This is a genomic window from Isosphaeraceae bacterium EP7, assembly GCA_038400315.1.
In the GTDB taxonomy this organism is placed as follows: Bacteria; Planctomycetota; Planctomycetia; order Isosphaerales; family Isosphaeraceae; genus EP7.
On the sequence record CP151667.1, the window covers coordinates 6,144,073 to 6,158,548 of the forward strand.

At 67.6% G+C, this 14,476-nt stretch carries 12 protein-coding genes; 9 read left to right on the forward strand and 3 right to left on the reverse strand.

Annotation, left to right across the window (positions count from 1 at the left end):
• Positions 1-33 precede the first annotated feature (33 nt).
• The 4 genes from gcvPB (at position 34) to EP7_RS24285 (ending at position 4,772) form a co-directional block, all read left to right on the forward strand.
• Complete coding sequence (gene gcvPB / locus EP7_RS24270; protein ID WP_463524785.1) at positions 34-1,545, forward strand: aminomethyl-transferring glycine dehydrogenase subunit GcvPB; 1,512 nt, start codon at positions 34-36, stop codon at positions 1,543-1,545.
• A 37-nt stretch (positions 1,546-1,582) separates the two neighbouring features.
• Positions 1,583-2,338: a lipoate--protein ligase family protein gene (locus EP7_RS24275; protein WP_463524786.1), complete on the forward strand. Its 756-nt coding sequence runs from the start codon at positions 1,583-1,585 to the stop codon at positions 2,336-2,338.
• A gap of 290 nt (positions 2,339-2,628) precedes the next feature.
• Positions 2,629-3,669, forward strand: coding sequence for an FHA domain-containing protein (locus tag EP7_RS24280; RefSeq protein WP_463524787.1), 1,041 nt, complete (start codon positions 2,629-2,631; stop codon positions 3,667-3,669).
• A 113-nt stretch (positions 3,670-3,782) separates the two neighbouring features.
• Positions 3,783-4,772 (forward strand): AAA family ATPase, encoded by a 990-nt coding sequence (locus tag EP7_RS24285; protein ID WP_463524788.1) that lies wholly within the window; start codon positions 3,783-3,785, stop codon positions 4,770-4,772.
• Between the two features lie 7 nt (positions 4,773-4,779).
• On the opposite strand, the gene msrB is transcribed toward EP7_RS24285, so the two are convergent.
• Positions 4,780-5,181: a peptide-methionine (R)-S-oxide reductase MsrB gene (gene msrB, locus EP7_RS24290; RefSeq protein WP_463524789.1), complete on the reverse strand. Its 402-nt coding sequence runs from the start codon at positions 5,179-5,181 to the stop codon at positions 4,780-4,782.
• Positions 5,182-5,250: 69 nt separating this feature from the next.
• On the reverse strand, positions 5,251-5,640 hold the full coding sequence (locus tag EP7_RS24295) for a hypothetical protein (protein ID WP_463524791.1): 390 nt from the start codon (positions 5,638-5,640) through the stop codon (positions 5,251-5,253).
• A gap of 140 nt (positions 5,641-5,780) precedes the next feature.
• Here EP7_RS24295 and EP7_RS24300 point away from each other — a divergent pair, with 140 nt between their 5' ends.
• The 5 genes from EP7_RS24300 (at position 5,781) to EP7_RS24320 (ending at position 13,167) form a co-directional block, all read left to right on the forward strand.
• Entirely contained in the window at positions 5,781-6,182 is a 402-nt protein-coding gene (locus EP7_RS24300; protein ID WP_463524792.1) for a DoxX family protein, read from the forward strand.
• Positions 6,183-6,301: 119 nt separating this feature from the next.
• The gene (locus tag EP7_RS24305) at positions 6,302-7,090 is read left to right on the forward strand and encodes a transglutaminase-like domain-containing protein (RefSeq protein WP_463524793.1); all 789 of its coding nucleotides are present in this window, start codon (positions 6,302-6,304) and stop codon (positions 7,088-7,090) included.
• Between the two features lie 204 nt (positions 7,091-7,294).
• On the forward strand, positions 7,295-8,098 hold the full coding sequence (locus EP7_RS24310) for a YoaK family protein (RefSeq protein ID WP_463524794.1): 804 nt from the start codon (positions 7,295-7,297) through the stop codon (positions 8,096-8,098).
• Between the two features lie 283 nt (positions 8,099-8,381).
• A complete protein-coding gene (locus EP7_RS24315) occupies positions 8,382-9,881 on the forward strand; it encodes a DUF1501 domain-containing protein (RefSeq protein ID WP_463524795.1) in 1,500 nt (499 codons plus the stop codon).
• A 160-nt stretch (positions 9,882-10,041) separates the two neighbouring features.
• Positions 10,042-13,167, forward strand: coding sequence for a PVC-type heme-binding CxxCH protein (locus tag EP7_RS24320; protein ID WP_463524796.1), 3,126 nt, complete (start codon positions 10,042-10,044; stop codon positions 13,165-13,167).
• A 71-nt stretch (positions 13,168-13,238) separates the two neighbouring features.
• Here EP7_RS24320 and EP7_RS24325 read toward each other — a convergent pair whose 3' ends face one another.
• Positions 13,239-14,453, reverse strand: a complete 1,215-nt coding sequence (locus tag EP7_RS24325; RefSeq protein ID WP_463524797.1) for an NADP-dependent isocitrate dehydrogenase — start codon at positions 14,451-14,453, stop codon at positions 13,239-13,241.
• Positions 14,454-14,476: the final 23 nt, after the last annotated feature.

Below are 14,476 nucleotides of genomic sequence, written 5' to 3' on the forward strand. Positions count from 1 at the left end.
GGCCGCTCCGCGAACCGAGCGATCCGAAATCCCATGTACAAGTTCCCCCACGTCCCGCTGCTCTTCGAGTCAAGCCGCACCGGTCGTTACACGGCGATCCTGCCGGGCTCCGACGTGCCCGAGGTGCCGCTCGACTCCCTGATCCCCGGCGAGCACCTGGCTGGCTCGGCCCCCCCGCTGCCCGAACTGGGCGAGCTGGACGTGGTGCGGCACTACACCAACCTGTCGACCCGGAACATGTCCATCGACTCCAACTTCTACCCGCTGGGAAGTTGCACGATGAAGTACAACCCCAGGCGCAACGAGCGCCTGGCGGGCATGACCGGGTTCTCGTCCATCCACCCCTACCAGGACGAGTCGACCCTGCAAGGGTTGCTTCAAATCCTCTTCGAGCTGCAAGAGCACCTCGCCGAGATCGCCGGCCTCGACGCCGTCAGCTTGCAGCCGGCCGCCGGGGCCCAGGGCGAGCTGGCCGCGTTGATGGTGGCCGCGGCCTATTTCCGCGACAAGGGCATGGCTCGCACCAAGGTGCTGGTGCCTGACAGCGCCCACGGCACCAATCCCGCCTCTGCCAACCTGGTCGGCTTCGAGGCCGTGACCATCAAGAGCAACAGCAAGGGATTCGTCGACCTCGACGACTTCAAGGCGAAGCTCGACGACCAGGCCGCCGTGTTCATGATTACAAATCCGAATACGGTCGGGCTGTTCGACCCCCAGGTCGGGACGATCGCCGAGCTGCTCCACGAGCGCGGGGCCCTGCTCTACCTCGACGGCGCCAACATGAATGCGATCCTGGGTGCCGTGCGGCCGGGGGACATGGGGGTGGACCTCATGCACTACAACCCACACAAGACGTTCTCGGGGCCGCACGGCGGAGGTGGCCCCGGGGCCGGCCCGATCGCCGTGCGAGAGCACCTGGCCCCCTACCTTCCCGCCCCGATGGTGGCCCGCGACGGCGACCGCTACCGGCTGGACCACGACCGGCCCAAATCGATCGGCCGGGTCCGGGCCTTCTTCGGCAATACGGGCGTGCTGTTCCGGGCCTACTGCTACATCAGGAGCCAGGGGCCAGACGGCCTGAAGGCGGTCAGCGAGCACGCGGTCCTGAATGCAAATTACCTGATGTCACTGGTCCGACACGTCTATCCCGTCCCCTACGGCGACCGCTGCATGCACGAGTTCGTCGCCTCGGCACGCGGCCTGGCACGCGAGAAGGGCATCCGGGCCATGGACGTGGGCAAGGGGCTCATCGACCGCAACTACCACGCCCCCACGGTCTACTTCCCCCTGATCGTGCCCGAAGCCCTGATGATCGAACCGACTGAGACGGAGAGCCGCGAGACGCTCGAGGATTTCGCCAGGGTCCTGCTCGAGATCGCCGAGGGCGACCCCGCGTCGCTACACGAGGCGCCCCACACGACCCCCATCAGTCGGCCCGACGAGGTTGCCGCCGCGCGGACGCCCATCCTCCGCTGGACACCGCCCGCGCCGGCCGCCGCCGACGGCCAGGCCCTGCAGGGGCGTCCGGTGCCCGCCGGCCGCTGAACTCACGAGATCCCGAACGCGACCGGGGCTGCCGACCATGAACTGCCGGATCTTGCCCCACCAGTTCGGCGACGGCCCCGGTCAGATGGCCCTGGATGAGGCGCTGCTCGACTCGGTCGGCGCCGCGCCCGAGTCGGCCGTCCTGCGCACCTACGGCTGGACGAGGCCGACCCTGAGCCTCGGCTATTTCCAGCCCGCTGAGCTGGCGGACGACGCCCGCTGGTCCGACCTGGAACTCGTCAGGCGGCCCACCGGTGGCGGGGCCCTGCTGCATCACCACGAGGTGACGTACGCGGTGGTTCTCCCCTCCACCCATCGACTCGCCAGGCGCGGGCCCGAACTCTATCGGGCGGCGCACGCCGCCATCGCGTGCGTGCTGTCCGAGCTCGGGGCCCCTGCGTCCAGGCGGGGCGAGCCGGGATCGGGGCCGCAGTCCGAGCCGCTCGGCACTGCCAAGCCGTTCCTCTGCTTCGCCGATCGCGACGCCGAGGATCTCGTCTTGCTCGGCCACAAGCTCGTCGGCAGCGCCCAGCGCCGTCGGGTCGGCGCACTGCTCCAGCACGGCTCACTCCTGCTGTCCCGGTCCCCGTTCGCCCCCGAGCTGCCCGGCCTGGCCGAACTTGCCTCGCTCAACGCCGAAGCCGTCGACTGGCACGGCCGGATCACCGCCGCGATCGCCGAGGCACTCGAACTGGACCCGGCACCCGGCTCGGCCACCCCCGACGAGCTGCGGGATGCCGAACGGCTGCAACGCGAGGTCTATCGAACCGATCGGTGGACACGTAAACGCTAATCCATATCGTCTCAAATCACCCTCAATTGAGCGTAACTTAATCCTTATTTAAGCCTGGCCCATGAGGAACTTTCTCGATTTTTCCGGGGAATGCTAATTTTCTGGACACTGAGCGGCTGATCTTATAATGATAGAGACTGGGGCTGGGCGAAGATCCGTCCCATCGGATCTGACCCATCCGGCCTCTTCGAGATCCTGCCCTTCGTTCCGAGTCTCCGTTTAATCTGTGCATGCGTGTGCGATCTCGGGCGTCTACTCCTCGAGGAGGGCGCCAACCGACGACTCGTCCGATGATGATCCGTTCAACGCCGCATCTTGCCCGTCCGACTCCCTATCTCGATTTCGGCCTCCATTTAGTCATCCCGGGCGTTGATCGTCTTCAGGACAACGCGGTGGTCCCCTGGCTCGAAGTGGTTGACCCTAACAAGGTCGGGACGGTGCACATGAAGGTTCAGCTCATCGTGGTTCAGGGAAAGCCTGAAGGGAAGACGATTCCCCTGGCGGGCCCGACATTCCGTATCGGCCGCGGCGATACGTGCCACCTGCGACCCAGCAATGAGCTGGTCAGCCGGGAGCACGCCGAGTTCGCGGTCAAGGGAGATCGCGTCACGGTCCGCGACATGGGCAGTCGCAATGGCACCCTCGTCAACGGCAAGGTGATCGCCACCGAGGTCAACCTGAAGGATAATGACACGGTCACGGTGGGCAACCTCACCTTCGCCGTCTCGATCCAGCAAGACGCCAAGGCGTCCGCCGCCGCCCCCGCTGCTGCCCCCGCGGGCAAGGCCAAGGCGATCCGCTCCCTCGACGACGTGGCGTCCGACGACATCGACTCGTGGCTCGTCGGAGACTCGGCCAACGGCATCCCCACCAGCCCCGCGGAGGTCTATCGCGGCGAGACGCTGACGATCGACTCCTTCAAGGCTTCCGAGAAGCCCCAGGCCAAGCCCGCGGCGGCCGCCCCGGCTCCCCCTCCCGTCGCGGCCAAGCCCGCGCCCGTCCCTCCCAAGCCCGCGCCGGCTCCGCCGAAACCCGCTCCGGCCCCCGTCGCCAAGGTCAAGGTTGAGGAAGAGGAGGAGACGCCCGTCGACGATGAGATCGTCGACGAATACGTCGAGGAAAATCAGGACGAGGAGGAGGAGGAAGACGACGACGACGCCTCGCCCGATGAGGAGTTCGTCGACACGTCCAACCCCTTCTATGTCCCCAAGAAGAAGGCGGGCGAGGCGGATGCCGCTCCCGCGTCCAAGCAGATGCACGGCGACACGGCCACCGCCGCAAACGACATCCTTCGCAAGATGATGGAACGCCGGCGCGCCTCGAAGTCCTGACCCGGACCATTGACGGCGACGCCCGAGAACCACCGCGAACCACGCCCCACGGGCCCGGCGAGGCATGCACCCTTCGCCGGGCTCGCGTTGTTTTCGAAGAGGATCACGCCCAAGTGACCAACGCCGACGACCTCGACGACGCGGGCCCCATCCTCGACGCCCTGCTCGACCGGCTGGAGACGGCCATCCTCGGCCAGCGGCCCTTGCTGGAACGGCTGGTCGTCGCCCTTCTGGCCGGCGGCCATGTGCTCATCGAGGGGGTGCCCGGCCTGGCCAAGACCCGGGCCGTGCGCACCCTGGCCGATGCGCTTGACCTCTCCTTCAGGCGGATCCAGTTCACCCCCGACCTGCTGCCGGCCGACCTCACCGGCACGCAAATCTACCGGCCGGGGACCGCCACCTTCGACGTTCGGCCCGGCCCGATTGTCGCCGGGGTGCTGCTGGCCGACGAGATCAACCGGGCCCCGGCCAAGGTCCAGAGCGCCCTGCTCGAGGCCATGCAGGAGGGTCAGGTCACCATCGGCGACCAGACCATCGTGCTGCCCGACCCCTTCTGGGTCCTGGCCACGCAGAACCCGGTCGAGCACGAGGGCACCTACCCCCTGCCCGAGGCCCAGCTCGACCGCTTCCTGATGAAGCTCAAGGTGAACTATCCCCCGCGAGATGCCGAGTTGGCCATGCTCGACCTGCCCGGAATCGCCGGCCGGCGCGGGCTCGGGCACGTCGAGACGGCCTTGCCCAGGCTGGGTGCCGAAGGGGTGCGTGCCCTGAGGCGCCGCGCGGCCGCGATTCACGTCGCGCCGGAGATCAAGGCCTACATCGTGGACCTGGTCCGCGCCACCCGCGACCCGGCCGCTTACGGCCTGGACCTGGCCCCCCTGATCGAGCTGGGGGCCAGCCCCAGGGCCTCACTCGCCCTGCTCGCCTGCGCCCGGGCCAACGCCCTGCTCAGCGGCCGCGACTACGTCACCCCGCACGACGCCAAGACCCTGGCCCGGGACGTCCTCAGGCACCGGGTCGTCCCCAGCTTCGAGGCCGACGCCGAGGACCTCTCGGCCGACGACCTCATCTCGCGGGTCCTCGACCGGATCCCGATCCCCTGAGCCCGGCTCAGGGCTTCGACGGGTCCAGCTCGACCGACGCCGAGTTGATGCAGTACCTCAGGCCCGTCGTCGGCGGCCCGTCGGGGAAGACGTGCCCCAGGTGGCCGCCGCAGCGCGAGCAGGTCACCTCGGTCCGGACCATCCCGTGGGTCGTGTCACGGTGCTCGTCCACGTTCGACTCGACCTTCGCACGGTCGAAGCTCGGCCAGCCGCAGCCCGAGTCGAACTTCGCCACGGAATCGAACAGCTCCAGGCCGCATCCCGCGCAGCGGTAGGTCCCTTCGCCTTTCGCGTCCCAGTACTTCCCAGAAAAGGCCCGCTCGGTCCCCTTCTGCCGCAGGACCTGGAACTGCTCGGGCGTCAATTCCGACCGCCATTCCGCGTCGCTCTTGGTGATCTTCTCGGACATCGGCGACTCCCTCCCGTCGGTTCGTCTTCAAGCCCGGCTATTGTAGACGATGCCCGGCAATGTCCACGATCAGGATGCCCGGATGATCCCCCTGGCCAGGCAGATGACCTCCAGCCCCTCGGCATGGTCGACGTGAGTCATGGCCGGCGGGCAGAATTCGGCCTGCGAGCTGGACGGGGTCGCCGCGCGAATGTCGTTGACCAGCTCCCGCAGCTCGTGGCGGATCCGGTCCACCTCATCGAATCCCCCGGCGAGCAGGCGCCGATAGGTCACCCGGATCAGGGTCGGCCCGTCGGGCACCTGGATCAGCTCGATGCCCGGGAACGGCATGGCCCAACCCTCGGCGGGCAGCCCGGCGGAAAGCCGGTCGAACTCGGGGCCGATCTCAGCCTCGCGCGGGGTCACCTCGTCGCGGAAGAGGTCGAGCACGCCGTTGGGCGTCGGGTTATCCAGCGGCACGGCGGAGCCTCCATCCTGTCCTGTGCGGATTCAAGTCAGTCGACGAGTTGAATCCGGGCAATTCACATGCCGAGTCGGCACAAGGTCTGCAGGCCGATCGCGCCTGGCGACCCGATCATCTCACCGCCAGGCGACCATTCATGGGCACTACGCTAAGTTCAAGGTCGAGGTCCGTCGGCAGGTGGATCTTTGGCATCCTGTTCATCCTCGCGGGCATCGGCCACTTCGCCCGCCCCGAGATGTACATGAAGATCATGCCGGACTACCTGCCCTACCACCGCGAGCTGGTCCTGATCAGCGGCGCCTTCGAAAGCGCCCTCGGCCTGATGCTACTCATCCCGACCACCAGGCGGCTGGCGGCCTGGGGACTCATCGCGCTGCTCATCGCGATCTTCCCCGCGAATCTCGATATGTTCCTCCACCCCGAGAAATCGGGCCTCTCGCCGGTCGCCCTGGCCATCAGGCTGCCGATCCAGGGGCTGCTCATCCTCTGGGCCTGGGCGTATACCGGGCCGGAACGGCCGACCGACGATCGACCCTGAGCGTCGCAAGGCGCAGGCCCCCGAATCGGCCGGGTCGCCGGGCCCGTTCCCCGTCACGGGTTGACACCCGATGCTAAGATGAGGATGTGAACCCTTCCCGTTGCCAGTCGGGGCCTGACATGTTGCTGTCCGTGAGAGTGACCGCGGCCTACAACCTTGGCGCCGAGACCTTCCTCAGCCTGATGATCGAGCCTCCCCTGATCGGGACCTCGTATCGGGTGATCACGGAGTCGTTCTCGACCTCGCCGACGCTCTCGTGCGACATCCGCAGGGACCTGTACGGCAACATCCAGCGCCACGTCGTGGCCCCCCCCGGCCAGTTCTCCTTCGAGTTCAAGGCGACGATCGACGCCACGCCCAACTTCGCCGTGCCGCTGGACGCGATCGAGCACCCGATCCAGTTCATCCCTCCCGAGGCGATGACCTTCCTGATGCCCTCGCGCTACTGCCAGGCCGACCTCCTCACCCGGATGGCGCTCACCGAGTTCGGCGACCTCCCCCCGGGCGGCGCCAGGGTGCTCGGCATCGCCGAATGGGTCAGGCGCCACGTCGAGTACTGCTACGGCACGACCGACGCCCGGACCTCGGCCTTCGACACGGCGACCGAGCGGGTCGGGGTCTGCCGCGACTTCGCCCACCTGGTCATCGCCTTCTGCCGCGCGATGGGCATCCCGGCGCGTTACGTCTCGGGATACGCACTCGGCCTCGACCCGCCCGACTTCCACGGCTTCGTCCAGGTCTATCTGGGCTATGCCTGGCATAACGTCGACGCCACCTTCGACAAGGTCCGCCCCGCCCTCGTCCCTATCGCCCTCGGCCGAGACGCCGCCGATGTGGCCATGACTACCACCTGGGTCCCGCACACCCTCCTGGAACAGACCGTCGAGGTCTCACAGATCGGCGACTGACCGGGCCGCCTCAACATCTGCAATGGAATCCCGCCCGGCGCATCGAAGAGGAGGGCTTGGGTCGGAGTGGAGGGGCCCGTCGTGGCATGCGGGCTGCGAGTCAACCTCTCAGTTCGGGCTGCGCCGGAGGCCGGACGCAGCCCATCCCCCCCAATCCAGGCCAAAGGGAGCCCGTGCGGACCACCGCCCGGGTCATTCATCGGGATGAGAACCGACCAGTTCAAGAACGTGCTCGCCCAGCGCAATCAGGTCCTCTGGATGATCCTCGCTTTCCAGAGCGGCTTCATGAACGCGGGTGGCTTCCTATCATGCCACCAGTTCGTCTCGCACATCACCGGCTACGGCACCGAGGTCGGCATCGAGGTCGGCCAGAAGGCCTACTTCGCCGCCTTCGGGACGGCGCTCGCCCCCCTCTTCTTCCTCTTCGGGGCGATCTATGCCGGCTGGCTCGTCGATCGCAGGGTCATCCAGGGCAAGGAGCCGCGCCTGGAGACGGGCATCGTCACGCTCGCCCTCCTGAACCTGGCCATCTACGCGGGGGGCCTCGCGGGTTTCTTCGGCGAGTTCGGCGAGCCCCTCATCCTGAGTCGTGACTTCCTGCTCCTATTCTCCCTCTGCTTCGCATGCGGGCTCCAGAACGGGCTGTTCACAGGCCTGACCTCGGGCCAGGTCCGCACCACCCATATTACCGGGCCCACCACCGACATCGGCCTGAACATCGCCAAGGCGTTCACCCTGGGCCGCGACGACCCCGAGCGGGGCACGCTTGTGGCGCAGAACTGGCTGCGGGCGAAGGTCATCATCGCCTTCTCCGGCGGGTCGATGATCGCCACCATGGCGTTCTCCCAGCTCAAGTACGAAGGCTTCGCCATCCCGTTCGCCCTCTCTCTGTTCCTCATCTGGTACATCCGGAAGCTGCTCAGGCTGGCCCACGGCGCGACCGCCGCGGCCGAGTCGCCGTCGGTCATGGTCCCCGTGGAGCCCACCAACGGCGGGGGAGTCGCCTGAGGCCGGGTGTCGCTCTCGATCTGGATGGTCGCTCCCTGGCCCCAGGATGACGGGGGTTGGCCCGACATCCCGGGAGCCTTTTTCATCACAACACATTGATATCATATTTAGCTTATCGATTTCGGGTCCTACGTTGTTTTAGACCACGGAGCCGGGTCATGGAATCGGCGGGCCTCCGAAGTGTTTGATACTTGTCGGACCGCGTGCGACCTCGCATACTAGGCTCGGAAGATCCGACCGAACCGCAACGTTCGGACCGACGCATCCTCGGCGTGAGGTGGCCATGATTCGTGTTCTGGGCGGTCCCAAGCGTCTCTGCGACGGTCTGACTCGCCGCGACCTGCTTCATGTCGGCTCGTTGAGCCTGCTCGGGCTGTCGGCGGGCGTCGACGTGCGGGCCGGGACGCCGTTGGCGGGGGCGAGGTCTTCGTTCGGACGCGCCAAGTCGTGCATCCTGCTCTTCCTCTACGGATCGCCGAGCCAGTTGGAGACGTTCGACCCGAAACCCGACGCCCCGATGCAAATTCGCGGGGAATTGGGCTCGATCCGCTCGAATGTGCCCGGCATGGACGTCTGCGAGCTGCTCCCTCGCCTCGCCAAGGTGATGGACAAGGTCACCGTGCTCCGCTCGATCTCGCACCCGTATCCGCTGCACGGAGTGGCCTTCGCGACGACGGGCATCCAGAAGATCGACGCCCCGATCGAGTTGAGCCCGAGAGATCCAGGGCACTGGCCGTTCATCGGTTCCGTCGTCGATTACGTCGACGGCAAGCGAGACGCGGGTGCGAGGAAGCCGGACGTCCCGCGGAATCTCGTGCTCCCTTTTCCGCTGAGTAGCCAACGCGTCGGCGAGCTTCCTCGCTCCGGCCCATACGGCGGTTTTCTGGGCCAGGGGTATGATCCGATCACGACGGAGTTCGTCGGCAAGGGGACGCAGAAGTCGACCAAAACGCTCGGCTCGCAGACCTGGAACGACTACGAGCTTTATCGAGGGATCACCCCGGAAAGTCGGCTCCAGCTCTCGTCGGTCTCGGAACTCGGGCCAGAACTGACGCTCGATCGGCTCGATCGCCGACGCTCACTGCTGACTCAGTTCGAAGAGGCTCGACGGGGGTTCGATTCGGCGGTCGAGGGTTCGCCCGCCATCGATCGCCACCGCGCGATGGCTTACTCCTTGCTCGGCTCGCCCCGGCTGCGACAGGCGTTCGACCTCGATCAGGAATCGGCGACGACCCGCGACGATTACGGCATGACGCTGTTCGGCCAGGCCACGCTCACCGCCCGACGGCTGGTCGAGGCGGGCGGCCGTTTCGTCACGGTGTTCTGGGATGAATACGGCCTCGCCATCGCGGGCTGGGATACCCACACCGAGCATCTCCCGCTCATGAGGGACGAGTTGCTGCCGGGCCTCGACCGCACGCTCTCCGCCCTCCTGATCGACCTCGACAACCGAGGCATCCTGGACGAGACGCTGGTCGTCTGCCTGAGCGAACACGGCCGGACCCCGCAACTGGCCAACTCGCCGGGCGGCGGCGGCCGCGATCACTGGTCGCGTTGCTACTCGGCCCTGCTCGCCGGCGGCGGCGTCACGCGAGGCAACGTCATCGGCCGATCCGACAAGATCGCGAGCGACCCCGTCGACCGGCGGGTTTCCCCCAAGGATATCCTGGCGACGATCTATCACCTGCTGGGGATCGACCCCAACACCACGCTCGCCGACCGCCAGGGCCGCCCGATGGCCCTCAATCCCGAAGGCGAAGTGATCACCGAAATGCTCGCGTAATCGAGCATCAGGTTGTCCGCGTTGGTTTGACCCGAGGCGGGCCGGGACGTTGAAGGGCTGGCATGGCTCGGGCCCGTCGACGACAATCGGCGAGGTTTATGCCTCCGTCCGCGGCGCAGTCTCACGCCGGTGGGTCGAGGGCGACAGGAGCCGGCCGACCATGCCTCGAACGAAAAAACTCGCGTCACGCGTGCTCATCCTCGCTCTGCTCGCCACGTCGGAAAGCCTCCAGCCCGCCCGCGCGGGCGAGGCCCAGGTCAACGGCCGGTCGTTCGCCCTCAAGGACGGCTTCGAAGTGCAGCTCATCGCCGGCCCGCCGCTGGTCGACCGCCCCGTCACGGCCGATTTCGACGAGCAAGGCGCCCTCTACGTCTGCGACTCGTCAGGCTCCAACGACCCGCCCGCCAAGCAGCTCATCGACCTGCCCCACCGGGTCGTCAAGCTGGTCGATACCGACGGCGACGGCACCTTCGACACGCGCACCATCTTCGCCGACAAGATGATGTTCCCCTCGGGAACTCTCTGGCACGACGGCTCGCTCTACGTCGCCGCGCCGCCGAGCATCTGGAAGCTCACCGACACCGACAATGACGGCGTCGCCGACCGCCGCGATGAGTGGTACAAGGGCAACACCCTGACCGGCTGCGCCAACGACCTGCACGGCCCCTACCTCGGCCCCGACGGCCGAATTTACTGGGCCAAGGGGGCGTTCGCCGAGCAGGCCCACGACCTTCCCGGTCGTGCCCCGTCGGGCAGCAAGGCCGCACACATCTTCCGGGCTAAGTCCGACGGCACCGCCAAGGAAGCCGTGATGACCGGCGGCATGGACAACCCCGTCGACGTCGCCTTCTCCGGCGGCGGCGAGCGGTTCTTCACGACCACGTTCCTCCAGAATCCCGCGGGCGGAAAGCGAGACGGTATCCTCCACGCCATCTACGGCGGGATCTACGGCAAGCCCAACGCCGTCACCGACGACCACCCCCACACCTCCCCCGGGATCCTGCCCGTCGTCATGACCCATCTCGGGCCTGCCGCCCCTTCGGGCCTGGCCATGTCCGAGTCCCGCGTCAACGGCGACGACCACTTCGGCAATCTCTACGCCGCCCAGTTCAGCATGCAGAAGATCTCGCGCCACGTCCTCGTCCCCGACGGTGCCACCTTCACGACCAGGGACGAGAACCTCATCTCGTGCGCCGACCGCGACTTCCACCCTACCGACGTCCTGGAAGACGCCGATGGGAGCATCGTCGTCTTCGACACCGGCGGCTGGTACAAGCTCTGCTGCCCGACCTCGCAGCTGGAGAAGCCCGACGTCCTGGGTGCCATCTACCGGGTCAAGAAGTCTGGCCTCCCCAAGCTCGACGATCCCCGAGGCCTCAAGCTCGCCTGGGCTAACGTCCCCGCCACCGACCTCGCCGCCCGACTGGCCGACTCCCGCCCCGCGGTCATTCGCCGGGCCCTGAAGTTGCTCGGTGAAGCAGGCGCCGGGGCCGTCCCCGCGCTGGCCACACTCATCAAGGCGGGCACGACCGCGGACACGCGCAGGAACGCCGTCTGGGCCGCCACCCGGATCGACGCCCCCTCGGCCCGCGACGCCGTCCGGCCCGCCCTGGCCGACGCCGACGAGTCGGTCCGTCAGGCCGCGATTCACTCGGCCAGCGTCACCCTCGACCGTCCCGCGGCACCGCTGCTCATCACGCTGCTGGCCTCGCCTTCGAGGCAGAACGCCCGCGCCGCCGCCGAGGCCCTCGGCCGGCTGGGAGACGCCTCGGCGATCCCGGCCCTGCTCGACGCCATCGATCGCTCGCCCGACGTCGTCCTCGAACATTCGCTGATCTTCGCTTTGATCGAGCTGAACCTGCCCGACGCGACCGCCCCCGCCCTGGCCGGCCCGTCCGACGCCCGCCGTCGCGCCGCCCTCATCGCCCTCGATCAGATGCCCGCCGGCCGCCTGACCTCGGCGTCCGTGGCCTCGGCGCTGACCTCGACCGACCCCGGCCTCCGCGAGTCGGGGGCCTGGATCATGGTCCGGCACCCCGAATGGGCCGACGACCTCGGCGGCACCTTGCGCGACCGGCTCAGCTCCGCCGACCTCGCCCCGACCGATCGTGCCGCCCTGGAAAGCCAGCTCGCCCGCTTCGCCAAGTCTCCGACCATCCAGGCCCTGATCTCCGGCAGCCTGGCCGACGCCCAATCGACCGTTGAAGTGAAGCTCAGCCTGCTGAGGACCATGGCCCAGGCCCGTCCGGGCGACGTCCCCGACTCCTGGCTCGCCGCGCTGTCGCAGGCCATCAAGTCCGAGGACCGGGCCGTCGCCGACGCCGCCATCGCGGCCGCCCGGTCGCTCCCCCTCGATCCCAAGAAGTCGGCCGCCATCACCCGGACGTTGCTCGAAGTCGCCCGGACGAAGTCGGAGCCGACCAAGGCACGACTGGCCGCCCTGGCAGCCATCCCCGGGGGCCTCCAGGAGGTCGACGGGCCGACCTTCGTCTTCCTCGCGGATCGTTCCTCACTCGACCTCACCCCCGCCGATCTGGGCGCTTCGGTCGAGGTCCTCTCCAGGGCCAAGCTCACCCCCGAGCAGCTCGAAGCCACGCTCCCGCTGCTGCGCGACGCCACCCCGTTCGACCTCGACCGGCTGGTCACCGCGTATCTGAAGTCCGACGACGCTGTCCTCGGCCGCAAGCTGCTGGACGCCCTCGAAGTCGCCTCCTCGCGATCGTCGCTCAGGATCGGCACGCTCAAGCCGGTCCTCGACCACTTCGGCGAGTCCCTCCGACCGGCCGCCGAGGCCTTCCTGGCCACCCTGGATGTCGACCAGCCCAAGCAGCGGGCCCGCCTCGAACAGCTCCTCGGCCAGGTCAAGGGGGGGGACATCCGCCGTGGCCAGGCCCTTTTCAACGGGACCAAGGCGGCCTGCGCCACCTGCCACGCCATCGGCTACCAGGGGGGCAAGCTCGGCCCCGACCTCTCCGCGATCGGCAAGATCCGCGAGGAGCGTGACCTCCTCGAAGCCATCGCCTTCCCCAGCGCCAGCTTCGTCCGCAGCTACGAGCCCGTCGCCATCGCCACCCGGTCCGGGAACATCCACAGCGGGATCCTGACCGCCGAGACCTCCGACGAGCTGGTCCTCACCGTCGCCGCCGACCGTGAGCTGCGCATCCCTCGGGCCGACATCGAGGAGCTGCGTCCCTCCACCGTCTCCGTCATGCCCGCCGGCTTCGACCAGCAGCTCACCACCCAGGAATTCGCCGACATCCTCGCCTTCCTCAAGTCGAGGCGTTGAGCAACGAACGACGCCCGCCGACATCGTCTTGTCGGCGGGCGTCGTGTTCAGGCAGCAACCGGCAGGCTTTTTCAGGCGAGGCGGGTTTTGAGGTTGGCCGCCAGGGTGGCCAGGAATTCCTCGGTGGTCTGGTAGGGCTGATCGGGGCCGATGAGCAGGGCCAGGTCCTTGGTCATCTTGCCGCTCTCGACGGTCTTGATAACGACGTCTTCCAGGGTCAGGCTGAAGTCGATGAGGGCCTGGTTCTTGTCGAGCTTGCCGCGATGGGCGAGGCCCCTGGTCCAGGCGTAGATCGAGGCGATCGGGTTGGTCGAGGTCGGCTTGCCGGCCTGGTGCTGGCGGAAGTGGCGGGTGACCGTGCCGTGGGCGGCCTCGGCCTCGACGACCTTGCCGTCGGGGGTGGCCAGCACGCTGGTCATCAGGCCCAGCGAGCCGAAGCCCTGGGCGACGGTGTCGGACTGGACGTCGCCGTCGTAGTTCTTGCAGGCCCAGACGTAGCCGCCCTCCCACTTCAGGCAGGCCGCGACCATGTCGTCGATCAGACGATGCTCATACGTCAGGCCAGCCGCCTTGAACTTGTCCTTGAACTCGGCGTCGAAGACCTCCTGGAAGAGGTCCTTGAAGCGGCCGTCGTAGGCTTTCAGGATCGTGTTCTTCGTCGACAGGTAGACCGGGTAGTTGCGGGCCAGGCCGTAATTCAGGCTGGCGCGGGCGAAGTCGCGGATCGAGTCGTCCAGGTTGTACATGGCCATGGCCACGCCGCCGCCGGGCGACTGGAAGACCTCGTGCGTGATCGGCGTCGAGCCGTCCTTGGGGGTGTAGGTGATCGTCAGCGTGCCTTCGCCCTCGAACCGGAAGTCGGTGGCGCGGTACTGGTCGCCGAAGGCGTGACGGCCGATGATGATCGGCTTGTTCCAGCCGGGCACCAACCTGGGGATGTTCGAGATGATGATCGGCTCGCGGAAGATCACGCCGCCGAGGATGTTGCGGATCGTGCCGTTGGGCGACCGCCACATCTTCTTGAGCCCGAACTCCTCGACCCGCGCCTCGTCGGGCGTGATCGTCGCGCACTTGACGCCGACGCCGTGCTTGAGGATGGCGTGCGCCGCGTCGACGGTGATCTGGTCGTTGGTCTCGTCGCGCTTCTCGATGCCGAGGTCGTAATACTCGAGGTTGATGTCGAGATAGGGGTGGATCAGCGTGTCCTTGATGGCCGCCCAGATGATCCGGGTCATCTCGTCGCCGTCGAGGTCGACCACCGTGCCTTCAACCTTGATCTTGGACAATGCACCGCTCCCGGGAATCTTCG

Bases quoted from the DNA above. Each gene is read 5' to 3' on its own strand.
- EP7_RS24300 (WP_463524792.1), top strand. From the start codon at position 5,781: ATGGGCACTACGCTAAGTTCAAGGTCGAGGTCCGTCGGCAGGTGGATC.
- EP7_RS24280 (WP_463524787.1), top strand. From the start codon at position 2,629: ATGATGATCCGTTCAACGCCGCATCTTGCCCGTCCGACTCCCTATCTC.
- msrB (WP_463524789.1), bottom strand. From the start codon at position 5,181: ATGTCCGAGAAGATCACCAAGAGCGACGCGGAATGGCGGTCGGAATTG.
- EP7_RS24305 (WP_463524793.1), top strand. From the start codon at position 6,302: ATGTTGCTGTCCGTGAGAGTGACCGCGGCCTACAACCTTGGCGCCGAG.
- EP7_RS24275 (WP_463524786.1), top strand. From the start codon at position 1,583: ATGAACTGCCGGATCTTGCCCCACCAGTTCGGCGACGGCCCCGGTCAG.
- gcvPB (WP_463524785.1), top strand. From the start codon at position 34: ATGTACAAGTTCCCCCACGTCCCGCTGCTCTTCGAGTCAAGCCGCACC.
- EP7_RS24315 (WP_463524795.1), top strand. From the start codon at position 8,382: ATGATTCGTGTTCTGGGCGGTCCCAAGCGTCTCTGCGACGGTCTGACT.
- EP7_RS24320 (WP_463524796.1), top strand. From the start codon at position 10,042: ATGCCTCGAACGAAAAAACTCGCGTCACGCGTGCTCATCCTCGCTCTG.
- EP7_RS24310 (WP_463524794.1), top strand. From the start codon at position 7,295: ATGAGAACCGACCAGTTCAAGAACGTGCTCGCCCAGCGCAATCAGGTC.